General features: G+C 70.1%; 16 protein-coding genes. 4 read left to right on the top strand and 12 right to left on the bottom strand.

Annotation, left to right across the window (positions count from 1 at the left end):
- Positions 1–279: 279 nt before the first annotated feature.
- Positions 280–915, bottom strand: a complete 636-nt coding sequence (locus PV396_RS24115; protein WP_319207823.1) for a helix-turn-helix domain-containing protein — start codon at positions 913–915, stop codon at positions 280–282.
- A 217-nt stretch (positions 916–1,132) separates the two neighbouring features.
- Here PV396_RS24115 and PV396_RS24110 point away from each other — a divergent pair, with 217 nt between their 5' ends.
- The 4 genes from PV396_RS24110 to atzF all read left to right on the top strand — a co-directional run bounded on the left by PV396_RS24110 (position 1,133) and on the right by atzF (position 7,999).
- A complete protein-coding gene (locus PV396_RS24110) occupies positions 1,133–1,957 on the top strand; it encodes an urea amidolyase associated protein UAAP1 (protein WP_319207821.1) in 825 nt (274 codons plus the stop codon).
- Positions 1,954–2,574 carry an urea amidolyase associated protein UAAP2 gene (locus PV396_RS24105; protein ID WP_319207819.1) on the top strand — a complete coding sequence of 207 codons (621 nt, stop codon included), beginning with the start codon at positions 1,954–1,956 and terminating at the stop codon, positions 2,572–2,574. Before PV396_RS24110 ends, PV396_RS24105 begins: the two co-directional genes overlap by 4 nt.
- The gene (locus PV396_RS24100; RefSeq protein WP_319207818.1) at positions 2,571–6,086 is read left to right on the top strand and encodes a 5-oxoprolinase/urea amidolyase family protein; all 3,516 of its coding nucleotides are present in this window, start codon (positions 2,571–2,573) and stop codon (positions 6,084–6,086) included. The genes PV396_RS24105 and PV396_RS24100 overlap by 4 nt, the downstream gene beginning before the upstream one ends.
- 233 nt (positions 6,087–6,319) lie before the next feature.
- Entirely contained in the window at positions 6,320–7,999 is a 1,680-nt protein-coding gene (gene atzF / locus PV396_RS24095) for an allophanate hydrolase (protein ID WP_319207816.1), read from the top strand.
- A 214-nt stretch (positions 8,000–8,213) separates the two neighbouring features.
- Here atzF and PV396_RS24090 read toward each other — a convergent pair whose 3' ends face one another.
- The 11 genes from PV396_RS24090 to PV396_RS24040 form a co-directional block, all read right to left on the bottom strand.
- Positions 8,214–11,075 (bottom strand): DEAD/DEAH box helicase, encoded by a 2,862-nt coding sequence (locus tag PV396_RS24090; protein WP_319207815.1) that lies wholly within the window; start codon positions 11,073–11,075, stop codon positions 8,214–8,216.
- A gap of 118 nt (positions 11,076–11,193) precedes the next feature.
- Positions 11,194–12,156 carry a twin-arginine translocase subunit TatC gene (gene tatC, locus PV396_RS24085; protein WP_319207812.1) on the bottom strand — a complete coding sequence of 321 codons (963 nt, stop codon included), beginning with the start codon at positions 12,154–12,156 and terminating at the stop codon, positions 11,194–11,196.
- A 54-nt stretch (positions 12,157–12,210) separates the two neighbouring features.
- Positions 12,211–12,495, bottom strand: coding sequence for a Sec-independent protein translocase subunit TatA (tatA, locus tag PV396_RS24080; protein ID WP_319207811.1), 285 nt, complete (start codon positions 12,493–12,495; stop codon positions 12,211–12,213).
- 258 nt (positions 12,496–12,753) lie between these two features.
- Positions 12,754–12,948, bottom strand: a complete 195-nt coding sequence (locus tag PV396_RS24075; RefSeq protein WP_319207809.1) for a hypothetical protein — start codon at positions 12,946–12,948, stop codon at positions 12,754–12,756.
- 202 nt (positions 12,949–13,150) lie between these two features.
- The gene (locus PV396_RS24070) at positions 13,151–13,441 is read right to left on the bottom strand and encodes a hypothetical protein (protein WP_319208421.1); all 291 of its coding nucleotides are present in this window, start codon (positions 13,439–13,441) and stop codon (positions 13,151–13,153) included.
- A gap of 11 nt (positions 13,442–13,452) precedes the next feature.
- The gene (locus tag PV396_RS24065) at positions 13,453–14,520 is read right to left on the bottom strand and encodes a WYL domain-containing protein (protein ID WP_319207808.1); all 1,068 of its coding nucleotides are present in this window, start codon (positions 14,518–14,520) and stop codon (positions 13,453–13,455) included.
- A gap of 16 nt (positions 14,521–14,536) precedes the next feature.
- The gene (locus tag PV396_RS24060) at positions 14,537–15,490 is read right to left on the bottom strand and encodes a helix-turn-helix transcriptional regulator (RefSeq protein WP_319207806.1); all 954 of its coding nucleotides are present in this window, start codon (positions 15,488–15,490) and stop codon (positions 14,537–14,539) included.
- Between the two features lie 200 nt (positions 15,491–15,690).
- The gene (locus PV396_RS24055; protein ID WP_319207805.1) at positions 15,691–16,062 is read right to left on the bottom strand and encodes an FKBP-type peptidyl-prolyl cis-trans isomerase; all 372 of its coding nucleotides are present in this window, start codon (positions 16,060–16,062) and stop codon (positions 15,691–15,693) included.
- Positions 16,063–16,159: 97 nt separating this feature from the next.
- A complete protein-coding gene (locus tag PV396_RS24050; protein ID WP_319207803.1) occupies positions 16,160–17,164 on the bottom strand; it encodes an FKBP-type peptidyl-prolyl cis-trans isomerase in 1,005 nt (334 codons plus the stop codon).
- A 131-nt stretch (positions 17,165–17,295) separates the two neighbouring features.
- On the bottom strand, positions 17,296–18,657 hold the full coding sequence (pafA, locus tag PV396_RS24045; protein ID WP_319207800.1) for a Pup--protein ligase: 1,362 nt from the start codon (positions 18,655–18,657) through the stop codon (positions 17,296–17,298).
- Positions 18,658–18,666: 9 nt separating this feature from the next.
- Positions 18,667–19,926, bottom strand: a complete 1,260-nt coding sequence (locus PV396_RS24040; protein ID WP_319207799.1) for an MFS transporter — start codon at positions 19,924–19,926, stop codon at positions 18,667–18,669.
- Between the last annotated feature and the right edge of the window lie 67 nt (positions 19,927–19,993).

Below are 19,993 nucleotides of genomic sequence, written 5' to 3'. Positions count from 1 at the left end.
GGGAACTGTCAGGAGTTTCTGAATCTTCCGTATCTTTGGGAACAAGCGCACGAATACATCCCAACTCGGCGCGCTGCGGGCGAGCTTAGTCCGACCGGATCAACGCCGTGTCATATTCGGCAAGCCTCTGAAATGCCTTTCGCAACTGGAGTACCCTCGGCCCATTTACACGCTGCGGATGCAATCGCACACGCCGAGTCACGACGCATGGGTGTGCGAGGACCACTCACCGTGACGGGTGAACAAAGGCCTCCGGGAAGCCCGGGAGAGCCCTGAGCCTCAGATTCCGGCGATGCGCAGTGCCGCGTCCGCCGTGGCTTCCGCGAAGACCGCGGCCGGGCGCTCGGGATCGGAGCGGTGCACGAGGATGACGCCCTCGATGAGCCCGAAGAGCAGATCCGTCCGCAGATCAAGCTCACTCTTGGCGAGGGCACCCCCGGCGGCCGTCGCCGCGAGCAACTGCCGGTACGCGTCCTTGAGTTCCGCCCGTACGGCATGGAAGCCCGCGAAGCGTTCGGCGCGCACCTCGGGGAGGAGGTAGAGGCCGCCGAGGTTGTGCGGGCCGCCGCAGAGCAGCTCGACGTCCGTGCGGCACAGCTCCCACAGCCGGCTCTCGGCCGGGGTCGTGTCATCGGAGAGCAGCCCTCGGGCGTACGTCAGGGACGGCGTGACGGTGGACTCCAGGAGCTCGGCGAGCAGCTCCTCCTTGCCGGAGACGTAGTGGTACATGGACGCCTGGCGCATCCCCGCCCGCTCGGCGATGGTCCGCGTGGTGGTGGCGGCATACCCCCGGGTGGTGAACAACTCGGCGGCCGCGGTGAGCAGTTCCGCCCGCGGGGCGAGCCCACTGTCCGGCCGCTGCGCGGCCCGCGGTCTGCCGACCCGCCGTCCGCCCGGCCCACCCGTCGTTCCCATGCGTTCGATCCTCGCACACCGCGCCGCCCGACGATCTTCGTGAGCAATCGGTAACGGGGCCGAAACGCACGGGCAACTGCGGTGTCTCGCCGTCCGCCTAATTTCTGTCGGGCGACAGAAATAGCGCGGCGGGACCACCGCCCGACGACCAGCACGCCGCCGACCGCCCCGCACCCGACACCACCCGCAGTACGACTTCGGAGCCGGAGGACCCTCAATGGGGACATCGACCACGTACGGAGCCCGCGACCACGCCCGCGCCCAGGAGGGCGACCGGGCCGAGGCCATGCCCGTCGTCCCGGCCGCCGACTGGCCGTCGCCACCCTGCGCCGCCGGCCATCTGGTGTGGGCCGAGACCGTGGCCGGCGGCAACTACACACACCGGGTACTGGCCCGCGGCACCGAGCTGCGCCTGACCGACCTGCGCGGTGACACCTGCGCCCATCTGCTGCTCTTCGTCGCGGACCGGCCCTGGGAGCGGCTGAACGTCGCCGACACGGTCAAGGTGCAGTGGAACGCCTACCTGGGCGAGGGCCAGTTGCTCCTCTCCGACCAGGGCCGCGTCCTCGCCTCCCTGGTCGCCGACACCGCCGGGCGCCACGACGCGCTCTGCGGCACCTCGACCCTCGTACGCAACACCGCCCGGTACGGCGACGGCACCCCGCAGTCGCCCTCCCCCGCCGGACGTGAGCTGTTCAAGCTGGCCGCGGCCAAGAACGGCCTCCAGCCGCGCGATCTGCCGCCGTCGCTCTCCTTCTTCCAGGGCGTGCAGATACGCGAGGACGGCACCCTCGACTTCACCGGCTCGGCCGGACCGGGCGCCAGTGTGACGCTGCGCGCCGAGCAGGACGTCACCGTGCTGATCGCGAACGTCCCGCACCCCGCCGACCCCCGCGCCGACTACGTCAGCACCCCGCTGGAGGTACTGGCCTGGCGCGCCGAGGCCACCCGCCCCGGCGACCCCCTGTGGGAGGCCACGCCCGAAGGCCGCCGCGCGTTCCTGAACACCGCCGAATTCCTTGCCGCGAGGGGGCTCGCATGAGCACGCCGATCGTCCGGAAGACCGTCGTTCCCGCCCGCGCCGCCTGGTCGTCGGTCGTCCGGACCGGCGGGACCCTCACCATCACCGACCTGCACGGCAACCAGGCCGTCGACTTCCTGGTGTACGACGCCCACGACACGTCCGTGCGCTACAGCGCGCCCGACACGATCCACGCGCAGGGCGGCATCTTCCTCACCACGGGCAGTGTCCTGATGTCGAACGAACACACGCCCCTGATGACCGTGGTCGCCGACGACGTGGGCCGGCACGACACGGTCGGCGGCGCCTGCTCCAAGGAGTCGAACACCCTGCGCTACGGCCACCACACCTGGTCGCAGCACGCGTGCGTGGACAACTTCCTCGCCGAAGGCGCCAAACACGGCCTGGGCAAGCGGGACCTGGTCTCCAACATCAACTGGTACATGAACGTGCCGGTGGAGAAGGACGGCACGCTCGGCATCGTCGACGGCCTCTCGGCGCCAGGCCTCTCCCTCACGCTCCGCGCGGAGTGCGACGTCCTGGTCCTCGTCTCCAACTGCCCCCAGATCAACAACCCCTGCAACGGCTTCGACCCGACCGAGGTGGAGATGACCATCACCGAGGCGGGCACGGCATGACCTTCGACACGCTGCTGGTCGCCAACCGGGGCGAGATCGCGGTGCGCATCATCCGTACGGCACGGGAGTTGGGCCTGCGCACGGTCGCGGTCTACTCCGACCCCGACCGCTCCGCCCCGCACGTCCGGCTCGCCGACGAGGCGGTGCGCCTCGGGCCGGCGCCCGCGAAGGAGTCGTACCTCGACGCCGACCTCGTGCTGGCGGCGGCCAAGGCGACGGGTGCGGGGGCGATCCATCCCGGGTACGGCTTCCTGTCCGAGGACGCCGGCTTCGCGCGGCGCTGCGAGGACGCCGGGATCGTGTTCGTGGGGCCGACGCCGGGCCAGCTGGAGCTGTTCGGCGCGAAGCACACGGCCCGGGCGGCGGCGGAAGCGGCGGGCGTGCCCCTCGCCCCCGGCACAGGACTGCTGGCCTCCCTCGACGAGGCGTACGCGCGGGCCGCCGCCATCGGCTATCCCGTGATGCTCAAGGCGACCGGCGGTGGCGGCGGCATCGGTATGTCGGCCTGCGCCTCGGACGCCGAACTCGCCGACGCCTGGGAGCGGGTGCAGCGCGTCGCCGCCGCGTCCTTCTCCTCGGCCGGTGTCTTCCTGGAACGGCTCGTGGAACACGCCCGCCATGTCGAGGTGCAGGTCTTCGGCGACGGCGAGGGCAGGGTCGTCACCTTCGGCGACCGCGACTGCTCACTCCAGCGCCGCAACCAGAAGGTGGTGGAGGAGGCGCCGGCACCCGGTATCCCCGCCCACGTCCGCGCCCAACTGGCCGCCTCCGCACGCGACTTGTGCGCCTCGGTCGGCTACCGCTCCGCCGGAACCGTCGAGTTCGTGTACGACGCCGCGCGCGAGGAGGTGTACTTCCTGGAGGTCAACACCCGGCTCCAGGTGGAACATCCGGTCACGGAGGAGATCTACGGCGTCGACCTCGTCGCCTGGATGCTGCGGCTGGCCCGCGGTGAGCGCGATGTCGTACGGGACCCGGGCACCCCACGCGGTCACGCCGTCGAGGCCCGCGTCTACGCCGAGGACCCCTCGCGCGAACACCGGCCCAGCGCGGGCCTGTTGACGCGGGTGGAGTTCCCGGCCGGGGTACGGGTCGACGGCTGGGTGGAGACGGGCACCGAGGTGACCACGTCGTACGACCCGATGCTCGCGAAGGTGATCGCCTACGGCGCCGACCGGGAGCACGCCCTGCGCCGGCTCGACGAGGCGCTGGCCCGTACCCGGGTCGACGGCATCGAGACGAACCTCGGCCTGGTGCGGGCGGCGCTGGCGAACCCCGACTTCCGCTCCGCGAGGCACTCGACGGCGACCCTCGCCGGGGTGAGCGATCCGACTCCACGCATCGAGGTCGTCACCGGCGGCACCCTCACCACCGTCCAGGACTGGCCGGGCCGCACCGGCTACTGGCAGGTGGGCGTCCCCCCGTGCGGCCCGATGGACGACCGTTCCTTCCGGCTCGGCAACCGGGCCCTGGGCAACGACGAGGGCGCTCCGGGCCTCGAATGCACCCTCCAGGGCCCGTCGTTGAGATTCACCCACCCCACCACGGTGTGCGTCACCGGCGCCCCGGCGCCGGTCACACTCGACGGCACGCCGGTCGAGCAGTGGGACCCGGTGACGGTACCGGCGGGCGCCGTCCTGACGATCGGCGCCCCGACGGAACAGGGCCTGCGGACCTACGTGCTCTTCGCGGGCGGCGGCCTGGACGTGCCGCCGTTCCTCGGCAGCGCGGCCACCTTCACCCTGGGCAGGTTCGGCGGGCACGGGGGCAGGGCGCTGCGCACCGGCGACGTCCTGCACGGCGGGTCGGCAGCGGAGTCGGGCACCCCGGTTCCCCCCTCCGACCGCCCGGAGTTCACCTCCCCATGGCACCTCGGCTCGGTCGAAGGCCCCCACGCGGCACCGGAGTTCTTCACCGAGGAGGACATCCACGACTTCTACGCCGCCGACTGGAAGGTCCACTTCAACTCGGCCCGCACCGGCGTACGACTGGTCGGCCCCAAGCCCCGCTGGGCACGCACCGACGGCGGTGAGGCGGGCCTGCACCCGTCCAACATCCACGACACGCCGTACTCCGTGGGTGCCGTCGACTACACCGGCGACATGCCGGTCCTGCTGGGCCCGGACGGCCCCTCCCTGGGTGGTTTCGTGTGCCCGGCGACCGTCCTGAGCACGGAACGCTGGAAACTGGGCCAGTTGCGCCCCGGCGACACGGTCCGCTTCACCCCCGTGGACACAACGGGCGCACCACGGGCAGCGATCGTGGACAACGGGGTTTTGGCCCGGGACGGCGACATCACCTACCGCCGCAGCGGCGACGACAACCTGTTGGTCGAATTCGGCCCCATGCAGCTCGACTTGGGCCTCCGGATGCGCGTCCACGCTTTGATGGAGGCGGTGACCGAGCTGGACCTGGACGGGGTGAAGGACCTGACACCGGGCATCCGCTCCCTCCAGATCCAGGCCGACCCGGCCGTCCTCCCCCAGCCCGAACTCCTCGCCGCGATACGGCGGACGGCCACCGCCCTGCCCCCCGCGGACCGCCTCACGGTCCCCTCCCGGACCGTCCACCTCCCCCTCTCCTGGGACGACCCGGCGACCCGCGAGGCGATCGCCCGCTACATGGCGGGCGTCCGCGACGACGCCCCCTGGTGCCCGTGGAACATCGAGTTCATCCGCCGCGTGAACGGACTGGACTCGGTGGACGACGTGTACCGCACGGTCTTCGACGCGGAGTACCTCGTCCTGGGCCTGGGAGACGTCTACCTGGGCGCCCCGGTCGCCACCCCGCTGGACCCCCGCCACCGCCTGGTGACGACGAAGTACAACCCGGCCCGCACCTGGACCGCGGAGAACTCGGTCGGCATCGGGGGCGCCTATCTCTGCGTCTACGGCATGGAGGGCCCCGGCGGCTACCAGTTCGTCGGCCGCACCACCCAGGTGTGGTCGGGCTGGCAGCAGCGCGGCGCGTTCGAGCCGGGGTCACCGTGGCTGCTGCGGTTCTTCGACCGCGTCAAGTGGTACGCCGTCGAGCCCGACGAACTCCTCGAACTGCGCGCCGACATCACCTCGGGCCGCTTCGTCCCCCGCATCGAGGAAGGCGTGTTCTCTCTGGCCGAGTACGAGGAGTTCCTGACCCGGAACGCCGAGTCGATCGCCGGGTTCCGCTCCCGCCAGGGCGCGGCGTTCGCGGCGGAACGGGACGCGTGGGAGGCGGCGGGCGAGTTCACGAGGGCGGAGACGGCCACGGCACCTGCCGCTGCCGCACCCGAGGTGACGGTTCCCCCTGGGAGTCAGCTGATCGAGGCCGAATTCGCCGCGTCGGTATGGCAGTTGAACGTGTCCCCGGGCGACGAGGTGACAGCGGGCCAGCCGCTGCTGGCCCTGGAGGCGATGAAGATGGAGTCCCGGGTACATGCCCCGGCATCGGGAGTGATCCACCAGATCCTGACGAGACCGGGCGCACAGGTGGAAGCAGGCACAGCACTACTCATCCTGACCCCAACCCCCTGACCCCGCCCAGTCTCTCGCCCCCGCCGCCCCTACCCCTCCCATCCTTCTCGGGGGCGCTGCCCCCGAACCCCCGCTCCTCAAACGCCGGAGAGGCTGAAATACCAGCCCGTCCGGCGTTTGAGGACAAGGCCCGTCCAGGGCCGAAAGCGGGGGTCTGGGGGGCGGCAGCCCCCAGGGATGGGACGGGTAGGGGCGGCGGGGGCGAAAGACGCACAGACACCCCAAGGAGCCCCATGCCCACCCCCACCGTCACCCGAGTCCACCTCGCCTACACCCGCATCACCGCGGTGAACCGCCCCGAAATCTGGATCGACCTCCGCCCCCAGGCGGACCTGGAGGCAGAAGCCACCCGCATCGACGCCCGCCTCGCCGCAGGCGACCACCTCCCCCTGGCCGGCACCCTCTTCGCCGCCAAGGGCAACATCGACGTCCAGGGCCTCCCCACCACCGCCGGCTGCCCCGCCTACGCCTACCTCCCCGAGGCCGACGCCCCCGTCATCGCCCGCCTCAGAGCCGCCGGCGCCCTCCTCCTCGGCACCACCAACCTCGACCAGTTCGCCACCGGCCTGGTCGGCACCCGCTCCCCCTACGGCCCCGTCCGCAACGCCCACGACCCCACCCGTATCAGCGGCGGCTCCAGCTCCGGCTCCGCCACAGCCGTGGCCCTGGGCCTCGTCGACTTCGCCCTCGGCACCGACACCGCAGGCTCGGGCCGGGTCCCCGCCGCGTTCAACGGCATCGTCGGCCTCAAGCCCACCCGAGGCCTGGTTCCCACGACCGGCGTCGTCCCGGCCTGCGCGTCCCTCGACTGTGTGACCGTCTTCGCCCGTACGCTCCCCGAGGCCGAGCGGGCACTCGCACACATGGTGTCCCCGTCCGCCCGCGACCTGCCGCCCCTGCCCCAGCGTGCCCCCGGCCCCTGGCGCGTGGCCGTCCCGCCGCTCGCCCAGCTCGGCGAACTCGACCCGGGCTGGGCACAGGCGTACGAGGCCGCGGTGTCCCAGCTCCGCGCCGCTGGTGTCTCCGTCCGCACCCTAGACCTCACCCCTTTCTCCGAAGCCGCCGAGATGCTGTACCAGGGCGCGTTCGTCGCCGAGCGCTACACAGCGGTGGGTGCCTTCGTCGACAAGGTGCTCGCCGAGGGAGGTGAAGCGAGCGCGACCCTCGATCCCACCGTCGCCGGCATCATCACCCGCGCCCGTGACATCCCCGCCCACCAGCTCTACGCCGACCAGGATCGGCTTGCCACCCTGCGCACCCGCGCACTCGCGGAACTGGCCGACGCGGACGCCCTGTTGCTACCCACGGCCCCCGGTCACCCGACCCTCGCCGAGGTCGCCGCCGATCCACTGGGCGCCAACGCCCGGCTGGGCCGTTTCACGAACTCCACCAACCTCTTCGACCTGGCCGCGGTGGCCGTACCCGCGGGCCAGGTGGACGGTCTCCCGTTCGGCGTGATGCTGATCGGCCCGGCGTTCACCGACGACCGGCTCGCCACGATCGCCCGCCTGTTCCAGCCCGAGGCCCGCTTGGCGGTGGTCGGCGCGCATCTCGCCGGCCAGCCGCTCAATCCCCAGCTCCTCGCCCTGGGCGCCCGACTGGAGCGGACGACCACGACGGCCCCCGTCTACCGACTGCACGCCCTCCCGACGACCCCGCCGAAGCCGGGCCTCGTCCATGTGGGCGAAGAGGAAACCGGCGGAGCGGCCATCGAGGCCGAGGTATGGCGCCTGCCCGCCGAAGGCCTCGGCCACTTCCTCGCCGCCCTGCCCCGCCCGATGACCCTGGGCCGCCTCGAACTCGCCGACGGCACGCACGTACCCGGCTTCCTGTGCGAACCGGCGGCCCTGGACGGCGCCGAGGACATCACGGCGTACGGCGGCTGGCGCGCATACCTGAACAACCGCCCCTGACGGCCCACGGCCAACCTGCGACTCCACCGCCTGGGGTGCGAGCGGAGCCACAGCAAACCGCCCGCACCCTCCAAGCCCAACCACAACCCACCGACCTGCCAGGCCCAACCCCACCGAGCCAAACCACAACCCGCCGAACCGCCAAGCCCAACCCCACCGAGCCAAACCACAACCCGCCGAACTGCCGGGGGCTACCCTGCCGAACCGCCGGCGGCTACCCCACCGACGAGTAGGCCACAACCCCGCGCAGCAGCCCCTCCACGGCCTTGCGCGCGTTCTTCGCGACCGTCGACGACTCGCCGCCGGCGACCGGCGCCGCAGCAGAGATCTGCCCGAGGACGTCGATGACCTGCTTGCACCACCGTACGAAGTCGCCGGCCGGCATCTCCGCCTCGCGCAGCACCTCGTCGAGGCCCTTGCCGGAAGCCCACTCGTAGGCCGCCCAGGCGAAGCCGAGGTCGGGCTCGCGCTGGCCGACGCCCTCGCTCTGGGTGATCCGGAACTCCTCCTCCAGCGCGTCGAGCCGGCCCCAGATGCGGACCATCTCGCCGAGCGCGGCCTTGGCCTTGCCGGAGGGCACCTTCGGTGCCATGGCGTCGTCGGCCGCCCTGGACTCGTACACCAACGCCGAGACGCACGCGGCGAGTTCGGCGGGCGACAGCCCGTCCCACACGCCCGCGCGCAGGCATTCACTCGTCAGCAGATCCAGCTCGCCGTAGAGCCGGGCGAGCCGCTTGCCGTGCTCGGTCACCTCGTCGGCGCGCAGATAGTCCAGCTCGGTGAGCAGGGCCACGATGCGGTCGAAGGTACGGGCGATGGTGTTGGTGCGGCCCTCGATGCGCCGTTCCAGCTGCGAGGTGTCGCGCAGCAGCCGGTAGTAGCGCTCGGCCCAACGGGCGTGATCCTCACGGTCGTTGCAGCCATGGCAGGCATGGGCGCGGATCGCGGTGCGCAGCCGGGCGATCTCCCGGTCGTCGGCCGCCTGGGACCGCTGCTTGCGGGCCCGCTCGGGCGGGATGTGCCCGGCCTTGGAGCGCAGCGCGGAGGCGAGGTCGCGACGGGACTGCGGGGAACGCGGGTTGAAGGACTTGGGGACCCGCATCCGCTCCAACGGCTCGACAGGCACCGGGAAGTCCATGGACGCGAGCCGCTTCACCTGCCGTTCGGACGTCAGCACCAGCGGGCGCGGGCCGTCGTGCTGCTCGAACCCGCGGTGGCCGTTGGACCGGCCCGCGGGCAGCCCGGGGTCCAGGACGAGGGCGAGGCCCGCGTACTTGCCGGTGGGGACATGGATGATGTCGCCGGGCTTGAGCTTCTCCAGCGCGACGGCGGCCTCGGCTCGCCGCTGGGCGGCGCCCTGCCGGGCCAGATCGGTCTCTCTGTCCTTGAGTTCGCGGCGCAGCCGCGCGTAGTCCTCGAAGTCGCCGAGGTGGCAGGTCATGGACTGCTTGTAGCCGTCCAGTCCCTCCTCGTTGCGCTGCACCTGCCGGGAGATCCCGACGACCGACTTGTCGGCCTGGAACTGCGCGAACGACGTCTCCAGCAGTTCGCGCGAGCGGTGCCGGCCGAACTGGTCCACGAGGTTGACCGCCATGTTGTACGACGGCTTGAAGCTGGAGCGCAGCGGGTACGTGCGCGTGCCGGCCAGTCCCGCCAGGTGGTCGGGGCTCATTCCGCGCTGCCAGAGCACGACGGCGTGCCCCTCGACGTCGATGCCACGGCGGCCGGCGCGGCCGGTCAACTGGGTGTACTCGCCGGGGGTGATGTCGGCGTGCTGTTCGCCGTTCCACTTGACGAGTTTCTCGAGCACGACCGAGCGGGCGGGCATGTTGATGCCGAGCGCGAGGGTCTCGGTGGCAAAGACGGCCTTCACGAGGCCCTGTACGAAGAGTTCCTCGACGACCTCCTTGAACGTGGGCAGCATGCCCGCGTGGTGGGCCGCGATGCCTCGCTCCAGGCCTTCGAGCCACTCGTAGTACCCGAGGACGTGCAGGTCCTCGGTGGGGATGGAGGCGGTGCGCGCCTCGACGATGGCCCGTACCCGCTCCCGCGCCTCGTCGTCGTTCAGCCGCAGTCCCGCGTAGAGGCACTGCTGTACGGCGGCCTCGCAGGCGGCGCGGCTGAAGATGAACGTGATGGCGGGCAACAGGCCCTCGGCGTCGAGCCGTTCGATGACTTCGGGGCGTCCGGGCGTCCACACGCGTGAGCGCGATCGGCGTTCCCGCTCACGGTCGGCCTCGCGCATGGCGCGCCCGCGTCTGCGGTCCTGGAAGGAGGGCCGCTGGGCCTCCATCCGCGCGAGCCGGGCGAGATCGGGGTTGACGGCCTTCCTGCTGCCCTCGCCCTCCTCGAAGAGGTCGTACATCCGGCGTCCGGCGAGCACGTGCTGGAACAGGGGCACGGGCCGGTGCTCGGAGACGATCACCTGGGTGTCGCCGCGCACGGTGTCGAGCCAGTCGCCGAACTCCTCGGCGTTGGACACGGTCGCCGACAGCGAGACGAGGGTGACCGACTCGGGAAGGTGGATGATCACTTCCTCCCAGACGGCACCGCGGAAGCGGTCGGAGAGGTAGTGCACCTCGTCCATGACCACATAACCCAGGCCGAGGAGGGTCTGTGAGCCCGCGTACAGCATGTTCCGCAGCACCTCGGTGGTCATCACGACCACCGGGGCGTCGGAGTTGACGCTGTTGTCGCCGGTGAGCAGGCCGACCTTGTCCGCGCCGTAACGACGGCACAGGTCCGAGTACTTCTGGTTCGACAGTGCCTTGATCGGCGTCGTGTAGAAGCACTTCTTGCCCTGCTGGAGGGCGAGATGGACGGCGAACTCGCCGACGATCGTCTTGCCCGACCCGGTGGGGGCGGCCACCAGCACGCCCTTCCCGGCTTCGAGCGCCCGGCAGGCCTCGATCTGGAAGGGGTCGAGGCCGAAGTCGTACATCTCGCGGAAGGACGCGAGCGCGGTGGCCTGCTCGACAGCGCGCTTGCGTGCTGCCGCATACCGCTCGGCCGGTGAGAGGTCCTCTGTCATCGTGCTTTCGAGACTACCGGCCCCCACTGACAACAGGACGATCATTATCCGGATCGATGCCTGGTAAACCCGGGATCCGTGCAGCTCAGACAGACGCGGAAGCGGCCGGGGCGCCGGTCGGGCGCCCCGGCCGCTTCCGCGTCAGGGTGTGGGTGAGAAAGCCTCAGGTCACGTCGTCGTAGCCGTTGACCCGGTCCGTGCCCGCCTGTTCGGGCAGGGCGCGGCTGGCGGAGACGGTCTCGACCTCGCCGATGTCCTCGGGGGTGAGGTCCAGGTCGGAGGCCTCGTCGTCGCCGGGGCCGGCCTCGTCACGCCGGCGCTTGCGCCGGTCGTTCGCCAGCGAGAAGGCCACCGCGCCGAAGTACAGGATCCAGATGGGTCCCGCGAGCGCCATCATGGTCAACGGGTCCGTACTGGGCGTAGCGATCGCCGCGAACACCGTGATGCCCATGATCATGGCGCGCCACCAGCCGGCCATGCGCTTACCGGTGAGAATCCCGGTGAGGTTGAGCATGATCAGCAGCAGCGGAAGTTCGAAGGAGAGACCGAAGACGATCACCATGCGCGTGACGAGGTCGAGCAGATCGTCCAGCGGAAGCAGGTTGTCGACGCCGAACGGCGTGAACTCGATCAGGACCTTCGCGGTGGTGGGGAGCACCCGGTAGGCGAAGTAGGCGCCACCGAGGAACAGCGGGACACCGGAGGCGACGAACGCGTACGCGTACTTCTTCTCACTCTTGTGCAGACCCGGGGCGACGAACGCCCAGAGCTGGTAGAGCCAGATCGGCGAGGCAAGCACGACACCGGCCATGAGCGACACCTTCAGCGCGAGCGTGAAGGGCGCGAGCAGGCCGTTGATCGTGATCTGCGCGCAGGGGTTGTCCCCCTGCTTCTGCTGCTTCGCCAGCTCGGAGAAGGATGACGGGCATCCGACCGAGTCGAGCACCGGCTTCGTGAAGAAGTTGATGATGTCGTTGTAGAAGAAGGCGGCCACGACCGTGACGATCACGATGGCCAGCATGGCCTTCGCGACCCGGTTGCGGAGCTCGCGGAGATGCTCCACGAGGGGCATCCGCCCCTCGGGATCTCTCTCCTTCTCCTCCTTGTTGCGGGCAGACTTGAGCAACCCACGTCCTCATCTCGTGCGGCAGGCCGGAGGCGATCCGGCCTTGCGTCAGCGTCAGCGCTTGGTCGTGTCCGTCGGCTCGGTGACCGGGCGCGAGCTCGTCACGTCACCGGGGGCGGCCTGGATGGTGCGCTGTGCCGGGGGCTGCTCGTCGGTGTGCGGCGGAGCGGCGGGGGCGGTTTCCTGGCCCTCGGACTTCATCGCCTTGGCCTCGCTCTTCAGGATGCGCGCGGACTTGCCGAGCGAGCGCGCCATGTCCGGAAGCTTCTTCGCGCCGAACAACAGGATGATGACGACGAGGATGAGAATGATCTCGGGAGCTCCGAGCCTTCCGAACATAAGTCTTTACCTTCTCACCGAGGCGGCTGGGTGGGGGTGCTGTCCGATCGTTCGGACAGGTGTCCGACCGTCGTGTTCACAGCGATCGTAACGCTCGGGGGTAAACCTGAGGCAATCCCTGTGCGTACTCCCGGTTTGCGGTCCGGGCCTCGTTTTCCGACCGCGATCAGCAGCGTACCTGCCGACCCCGACAAGGTGACAGGGCGAAGTCGCCCAAAACACATCAACCCATGGACTCACAGAATTGCCGCCGCACAGTCACAGGGCATCGACGGAACGTGCCGTGTGCACGGCGGCCCGCTCCAGATCCTCGGCAGCCCGATTGATCCGCCGAGCCGAGTCCGCGACCTGCGCCCCCAGACGCTGCGCCTCCAAAAAAACCCGAACGGCAAGCACCCCGAGAACCACGAGCCCCAAAAACCCCAAAGCGATCGCGAACATCGGCCAGAACATGCCCCGAGCCTAGCCTGCCCTTCAGCCCGCCCGGCGACCCTCCAGCCCGCCCGGCGGCCCACCCAGCCCGTCCGGCGTTTGAGGACAAGGCCCGTTCAGGGCCGTAAGGGGGGTCTGGGGGCGCAGCCCCCAGGAAGGGATGGGACGGGTAGGGGCGGCGGGGGCGAAAAAAACCACCCACCCCGGCCCCGCGGAACACCCCTCAGGCCGGCCCCGCCAACCGCAACGTCCTGACCCCACCCCCGGTGAGCAACTCGACAACCCGCTCCCCGGCAGGTTTGCGAACGGTCACATCACACTCGGGACACGTGAAGGAGTAGAACGTGGTCCGACTACTGGCCCCGATCGCCAGCCGCAGCGCGCCGGCGTTGAGCTCGAAGTTGCCACGACAGTCAGGACAGGCGGCCCGGAACACGACAGGCGCCACTCTTCTCATGCCGGCGAAGGCAGCCGCCACGGTCATGTCCCGCACACCGTCCCGCACACCTGACATCGGAGACTCGCTCAAAGCCCCTGCTCCCGTCCGTCGTACAGCCCGTCCTGGACCCCGTGCGCCCCGGAGGGGCCCGCCTGCGCCCCGGGGGCGGCCGACGGGACGTCGTACGCCGCCAGTGCCTCCTGGGCGGCCTGCCGGGCACTGTCCGCGAGGTCCTGCGGCGAGACGATGCGCCCGTCACGGCCGAGCCGCAGCGCCAGGCGGCGCAGCGACGCCGGATCGGGGGTCCGCAGGGTGATACGCAGCCCGCCGTCGGGAAGCTCATCCGCGCTGTCGTGCGGGTAGTACTCGGCGACCCAGCGGCCGCCCGGGCCGACCTCGACGACGACCTCGGGATCCTCGGCGGCCGGTTGCACCAGCCCCTCCGACAGGTCCCGCAGCTCTATCTCGGGCGGGGCGGCCGGCTCGTCCAGGATCCTGATCTCGGCGACCCGGTCGAGGCGGAAGGTGCGACGCGCCTCGGAGCGCCGGCACCAGGCCTCGACGTAGGTGTGGCCGACGCTGACCAGGCGGATCGGGTCGATCTCCCGTTCGGTGACCTCGTCGCGGGCGGGCGAGTAGTAGCGGATCCACAGGCGGCGGCGTTCGGAGATCGCCCGGTCGACGTCCGCGAACACCCCGCCCTCCGACTCGAAGGTCACCGAGAGCCGCGCGCTGGCCCCGGCGGCCTCGCCGGCCGCCGTCTCCACCTTGGCGGTGGCCCGCAGCAGCGCCTGCCGGTCGCCCTCGCGCAGTCCGGGCAGCGTGGACACCGCGCGGGCGGCCACCAGGAGCGCGGTCGCCTCGTCGGCGGCCAGCCGCAGCGGTTCGGCGGCCTCCTCGCCGAGGGCGGCGGGGTTGTGCCACCAGATCCGCTCGCCGTCGGTGTCGATGTCGAGCAGATCGCCGCCCCGGAAGCTCGTGCCGCACATGGGCAGCACGTCCAGGTCCGAGACCAGCTCGTCCTCGGTGATCCCGAACGCGCGGGCGACATCGCCGACGCGGGCGCCGGGCCGCTCGCGCAGATACGTCACCAGGGACAGCATGCGCCGCGTCTGGTCGATGGCGTTCACGGGCCTGGCCGGTTTGCCTGCCACTTGCTTGCGCTCCCCCTCAGCCCTTGGCCACGGCACGCAGCCGGTCCACCACGTCGGCACGCAGCTCGGCCGGCTCCACGACCACCACGTCCGGCCCGAACTCCACCAGCCAGGCGTCCAGCCCGTGCCCGTACGGAATCTCCAACTCGTCCCAGCCGTTGCCGAGTTCCCGCACCGCGGACGCCTTCGCCCGAAGGGGGTAGCCGGCGTCCTTGCGCAGCCGGATCAGCGCGGACCGGTCGGCGGTCTCCCCCGCCCAGCTGGCGACGGTCTCGCGGACCGTGACGACATCGGGCACCTCGGCGGTGTAACTCGCGCTCCGGCTGCGGACCTTGCCGGTGATCCGGGACAGCCTGAACACCCGTTCGGCGCGCCGGTCGCGGTCCCAGCCCGCCAGATACCAGTGGCCCCGCCAGCACTCCAGCGCCCACGGCTCCACCTGACGGGGTTCCGGGCGGGCGGCGTTGGCCTTGCGGTAGTCGAAGACGACCGGGCGGCGGTCCCGGCAGGCCAGCATCAGCGGTTCGAAGGCGGCCTCGTGCACCGGAATGCGCGGCTCCAGGGCGCCATGGGCACCGTAGGGGTCGACGTCCTCGGGGAGTCCGGCCGCGCGCAGCTTCTGCAGTGCGCCGCTGGCCGCACCGGCGAGGCGGGCCTGCTGCCAGACCTTCGCGGCCAGGCCCAGGGCGGCGGCCTCCTCGGCGTCGAGGGTGATGGGCGGCAGCCGGTTGCTGTCCCGGCCGGCCCGGTAGCCGACCTCCCCGTCGAGGTTCTCCACCGTCTCGATGACCAGACCGAGTTCGCGCAGATCGTCCTTGTCGCGCTCGAACATCCGGTTGAAGGAGTCGTCACTGCCCGCTTCGAGATAGGCCTCGATGGAGTCACGCAACTCGCGCTTGCTCAGCGGCCGGCGCGTCCCGAGCAGACACAGCGCCAGATTCATCAGCCGCTCCGCCTTGGCAATGGCCATCGACGCCCTTCGCCTTCCTATGGTGCTTACGACGGATGACCGTACCGCTCCGAAGTGGCGCGGCAAAAGCCGAGGGCCCATGCCCGGACAGGCATGGACCCCGGATGATCGACTCCGGTCGGACCCCGTACCCACCTCGTACGACGATCCGACCTGATCCCGATCCCATTCGACTGTCGTACGACGATCGGACCGGACGGTCAGACCGCGATCAGGTCGACCACGAAGATCAGCGTCTCGCCCGGCTTGATCGCCGGCGTGGGGCTCTGGTTGCCGTAGGCGAGGTGGGCCGGAATGGTCAGCTCACGCCGGCCGCCGACCTTCATGCCCTGCACACCCTGGTCCCAGCCCTTGATGACCCGGCCGCCGCCCAGCGGGAACTTGAACGGGGTGCCCCGGTTCCAGCTGGCGTCGAACTCCTCACCCGTGCTGAAGGAGACACCCACGTAGTGGACGGTGACGTTCTGACCCGCCACCGCTTCGGCGCCGTCGCCCTCCCAGATGTCCTTGATCTGGAGGTCCGCCGGGGGCTCGCCTTCGGGGAAGTCGATCTCGGGCTTCTCGATGCTCACGTCTCAGGCTCCTGCTGGTGATGGAACAAAGGCAACAAGGACAGTCTTTCATCCCCGGCGCCATGCCGCCCGCGCCAGGCCGACCTCCCCGCAGGGTTCACATCTTCGCGAGGATGTCCACCGAGAACACCAGTACGGAGTCCTTCTCGATACCGCTGCCCTGCGGCGGGTTGTCGCCGTAGCCCAGCGCCGGCGGAATCGAGATCATCACACGGCTGCCGACCTTCTTGCCGGTCAGCCCCTGCGCCCACCCCTTGACGACCTGCGACAGCCCGAACGAGACCAGCTGCCCGTTGTTGTACGACGAGTCGAACTCCTTGCCCGTGTCCCACAGCACGCCCTTGTACTGCACGAGGACCGACTCGGTCTCCTTGACCTCCTCGCCGTCGCCCTCGATGACGTAGTTCGCCACCAGCTTCGTCGGCGCCGCGGACTTCGGGACCTCGATCGAGGGAGCCGCGCCGTCCGTGTTCGTCCCGACCTTCGGCAGAGCCGCGTCGTCCTGGGGGACGACCTTGCCCTTCGCCGAGCTCTTCGCGTTGAAGGTGTCCTGGACGTCCACGACGAACACCAGCGTGTCGGTGCCCTTGATCCCCGCCTGCGAGTTGCCGGACGTGCCGTAGCCCCACGTGGGCGGGACGGACATCTCGACTCGGCTGCCGGCCTTCTTGCCGGTCAGCGCGTACCGCCAGCCGTCGATGATCTTGCCCTGCGCGAGCTGGATGACCAGCGCGGTCCCGCGATCGTAGGAGTTGTCGAAGACCTTCGCGGAATCCCAGATCTGGCCCAGGTAGTTCGCCACGACGTAGTCGTTCTCGGCGACCGTCTTGCCGCCGCCCGCGAGGAGCGTCTTCACGGCGAGATCCTTCGAGGGGGCACCGCTGCCCTTGGCAACGGTCGGCTTCTCGCCGAACTTCGCCCCCGCGGTGACCGCCGGCAGCGGACCGTCCACGATCTTCGGCGCCGGCGCGGCGGACGGACCCGACGCCGAAGGGGACGGGCTGCTGTCACTGGCCTTGCTCTTGTCGGACTTGTCGTCGCCGCATCCGGCGAGCGTGACAAGTCCGGCAGGTACGGCAAGGAGAACTGAGCGTCGGCGCACGGTGAAAGCCTCGTATCGGTGTCGATCTTGTGTTGCTGGCGTGCGCGCAACTCTACGGCGTGCGAAGGGCGCCGTACCGAAAACGTACGGCGCCCGTGTTGCGTTCCGGAATCACATCCGGGCCGCAAATCTCACATACCGGCGATCAGCTTCTCCACCCGCTCGTCGACGCTGCGGAACGGGTCCTTGCACAACACCGTGCGCTGCGCCTGGTCGTTGAGCTTCAGATGCACCCAGTCGACCGTGAAATCACGACGCTGCTCCTGAGCCCGCCGGATGAAGTCACCACGCAGCCGCGCCCGAGTGGTCTGCGGCGGAACCGACTTGCCCTCGAAGATCTTCAAGTCGTTGCAGATCCGCGCCGCTTGACCCTTCCTCTCGAGCAGGTAGTAAAGACCCCGCCTGCGGTGAATGTCGTGATAGGCGAGGTCTATCTGAGCGACGCGCGGATGCGACATCGTCATATTGTGCTTGGCCCGGTACCGCTCGATCAGCTGGTACTTCATCACCCAGTCGATCTCGGTACCGATCCGGTCCAGATCCTCGGCCTCGATGGAGTCCAGCACCCGGCCCCACAGCTCCAGCACCTGCGCGACCGTGCCCGTACGGATACCGCGCCGCTCGACGAAGTCCACGGCCTTCTCGTAGTACTCGCGCTGCACATCCAGCGCCGAGGCCTCCCGGCCACTGGCCAGCCGCACCTTGCGGCGACCCGTGATGTCGTGGCTGACCTCGCGGATCGCCCGGATCGGGTTCTCCAGGGTCAGATCCCGCATCACCGTGCCCGCCTCGATCATGCGCAGCACGAGGTCGGTGGCACCGACCTTCAGCAGCATCGTCGTCTCGGACATGTTCGAGTCGCCGACGATGACATGCAGCCGACGGTAACGCTCGGCGTCCGCGTGCGGTTCGTCACGCGTGTTGATGATCGGCCGGGACCGGGTCGTCGCCGAGGAGACGCCCTCCCAGATGTGCTCCGCCCGCTGACTCACGCAGTACACGGCACCGCGCGGCGTCTGCAGCACCTTGCCCGCCCCGCACAGCAACTGGCGGGTGACGAGGAACGGAATCAGGATGTCCGCGAGCCGGGAGAACTCCCCGTGCCGGGCCACCAGATAGTTCTCGTGGCAACCGTAAGAGTTGCCCGCCGAGTCCGTGTTGTTCTTGAAGAGGTAGACGTCGCCCGCGATTCCTTCCTCGTGCAGGCGTCGTTCGGCGTCCACCAGGAGTCCTTCGAGAATGCGCTCGCCGGCCTTGTCGTGGGTGACGAGTTCCGTCACGTTGTCACATTCCGGGGTCGCGTATTCCGGATGTGATCCCACGTCAAGATAGAGGCGTGCGCCGTTTCGCAGAAAGACATTGCTGCTACGGCCCCATGACACGACACGGCGGAAGAGGTACCGAGCCACCTCGTCGGGAGACAGACGCCGCTGTCCCCTGAACGTACACGTGACGCCGTACTCGTTCTCCAGCCCGAAAATGCGGCGGTCCATGACTGAACATTACGCCCGATCCCCCGAGCTGAAACGGGATCCGGCAGCACGGTTTGGATCATTTTCCGATGAGACCGCAACCACCGCACCCCCCGCGGGAGCCGCCAGCACCCGCCCGGTGACCAGCAGAACCAGCAACGACACGGCCCCCGCACCACCCGGCACGACAAACCCCCACAGCGTTCCGCCCCACTCGACGACCGGCCCCGCCAGGCCCGTTCCCAGCGACGCACCCACGGTGAACGTCGTCACAAGCCAGGAGAAAGCCTCGGTGACCGTCCCCCGCGGGGCATGCCGATCCACCAGCACGAACACACACGCGAGAGCCGGCGCCAGGAACACACCCGCCAGCACCATCAGCAACGTCATCGCGACCGCACCCGGCATCAACGTCAACGGCACGTAACACACCGCCAGAAACCCCACCAGCACCGTCAGCCGCCGCTCCGCGGGCCCACTCCACTGCCGCGCCCCGTACACCGTCCCACCCAGCAGCGCACCCAGCCCCACCGCCGCCATCAGCCAGCCGTACACCGCGTCCCCGCCGTGATCGTCCGCGTACGACACCGACGCCACCGTGATCGACCCCAGCGCGATCCCCACGAACAGGAACGCCCCCAGCATCACCAGCAGCCCCGGCGAGCGCAGCGCACCCAGCCAGTGCGCCTCACGCGGCGCCGAACGCCACGCCCGCGAAGGCGGCGACAGCACCACCGACACGGCCCCCAGGACCCCGATCACATTCAGCACGAGCAACGCGGCCTGCGCCGACCACAGCGACGCGCACAGCGTCACCAGCAACGGCCCCACCGTGAACATCACCTCCTGCGCCACCGCGTCCATCGCGTACGCCGTGTGCACCTGCTCCTCCTTGCGGAGGACGGACGGCCACAGCGCCCGCAGACCGCCCTCCAACGGAGGCGTGAAAAGCCCGGCGACCGCCACAGCGGCATAGGAGAGCGGCAGCGGACCGATACCCGCGAATGCGAACGCCCCCATACCGAACGCCGACACGAGCGCGGCCGACAACTGGACCCGCGGCTGTCCGTACAGGTCGACCAGCCGCCCCAGCAGCGGCTGCCCCACGGCGTTCGCCACCCCGTACACCGCCGCGAGCGCGCCGGCCAGGCTGTAGGTCCCGCCCTCCGCCCGCACGAACAGCACGATCGCGATGGCCGCGGTGGCGTTCGGCAGCCGGCCCACCAGGGTGCCCACGAGCAGCCGCACCGCATGCCGTGCCCTGAGGATCTCCAGGTATCCCGCCGCCATGACCAGCCCTTCCCGTCACCCGCGACGCCGGAAGTTGTACGTATAACGTCGCCCGTCATACGTACCA

Source organism: Streptomyces sp. ME02-8801-2C (genome assembly GCF_033793965.1).
Taxonomy (GTDB): Bacteria; Actinomycetota; Actinomycetes; order Streptomycetales; family Streptomycetaceae; genus Streptomyces.
The sequence above is the reverse complement of the archived record's forward strand: the minus strand, read 5'-3'. Positions and strand labels throughout refer to the sequence as shown.

Bases quoted from the DNA above. Each gene is read 5' to 3' on its own strand.
- PV396_RS24115 (WP_319207823.1), bottom strand. From the start codon at position 915: ATGGGAACGACGGGTGGGCCGGGCGGACGGCGGGTCGGCAGACCGCGG.
- PV396_RS24110 (WP_319207821.1), top strand. From the start codon at position 1,133: ATGGGGACATCGACCACGTACGGAGCCCGCGACCACGCCCGCGCCCAG.
- PV396_RS24105 (WP_319207819.1), top strand. From the start codon at position 1,954: ATGAGCACGCCGATCGTCCGGAAGACCGTCGTTCCCGCCCGCGCCGCC.
- PV396_RS24100 (WP_319207818.1), top strand. From the start codon at position 2,571: ATGACCTTCGACACGCTGCTGGTCGCCAACCGGGGCGAGATCGCGGTG.
- atzF (WP_319207816.1), top strand. From the start codon at position 6,320: ATGCCCACCCCCACCGTCACCCGAGTCCACCTCGCCTACACCCGCATC.
- PV396_RS24090 (WP_319207815.1), bottom strand. From the start codon at position 11,075: ATGATCGTCCTGTTGTCAGTGGGGGCCGGTAGTCTCGAAAGCACGATG.
- tatA (WP_319207811.1), bottom strand. From the start codon at position 12,495: ATGTTCGGAAGGCTCGGAGCTCCCGAGATCATTCTCATCCTCGTCGTC.
- PV396_RS24075 (WP_319207809.1), bottom strand. From the start codon at position 12,948: ATGTTCTGGCCGATGTTCGCGATCGCTTTGGGGTTTTTGGGGCTCGTG.
- PV396_RS24070 (WP_319208421.1), bottom strand. From the start codon at position 13,441: ATGTCAGGTGTGCGGGACGGTGTGCGGGACATGACCGTGGCGGCTGCC.
- PV396_RS24060 (WP_319207806.1), bottom strand. From the start codon at position 15,490: ATGGCCATTGCCAAGGCGGAGCGGCTGATGAATCTGGCGCTGTGTCTG.
- pafA (WP_319207800.1), bottom strand. From the start codon at position 18,657: ATGGACCGCCGCATTTTCGGGCTGGAGAACGAGTACGGCGTCACGTGT.
- PV396_RS24040 (WP_319207799.1), bottom strand. From the start codon at position 19,926: ATGGCGGCGGGATACCTGGAGATCCTCAGGGCACGGCATGCGGTGCGG.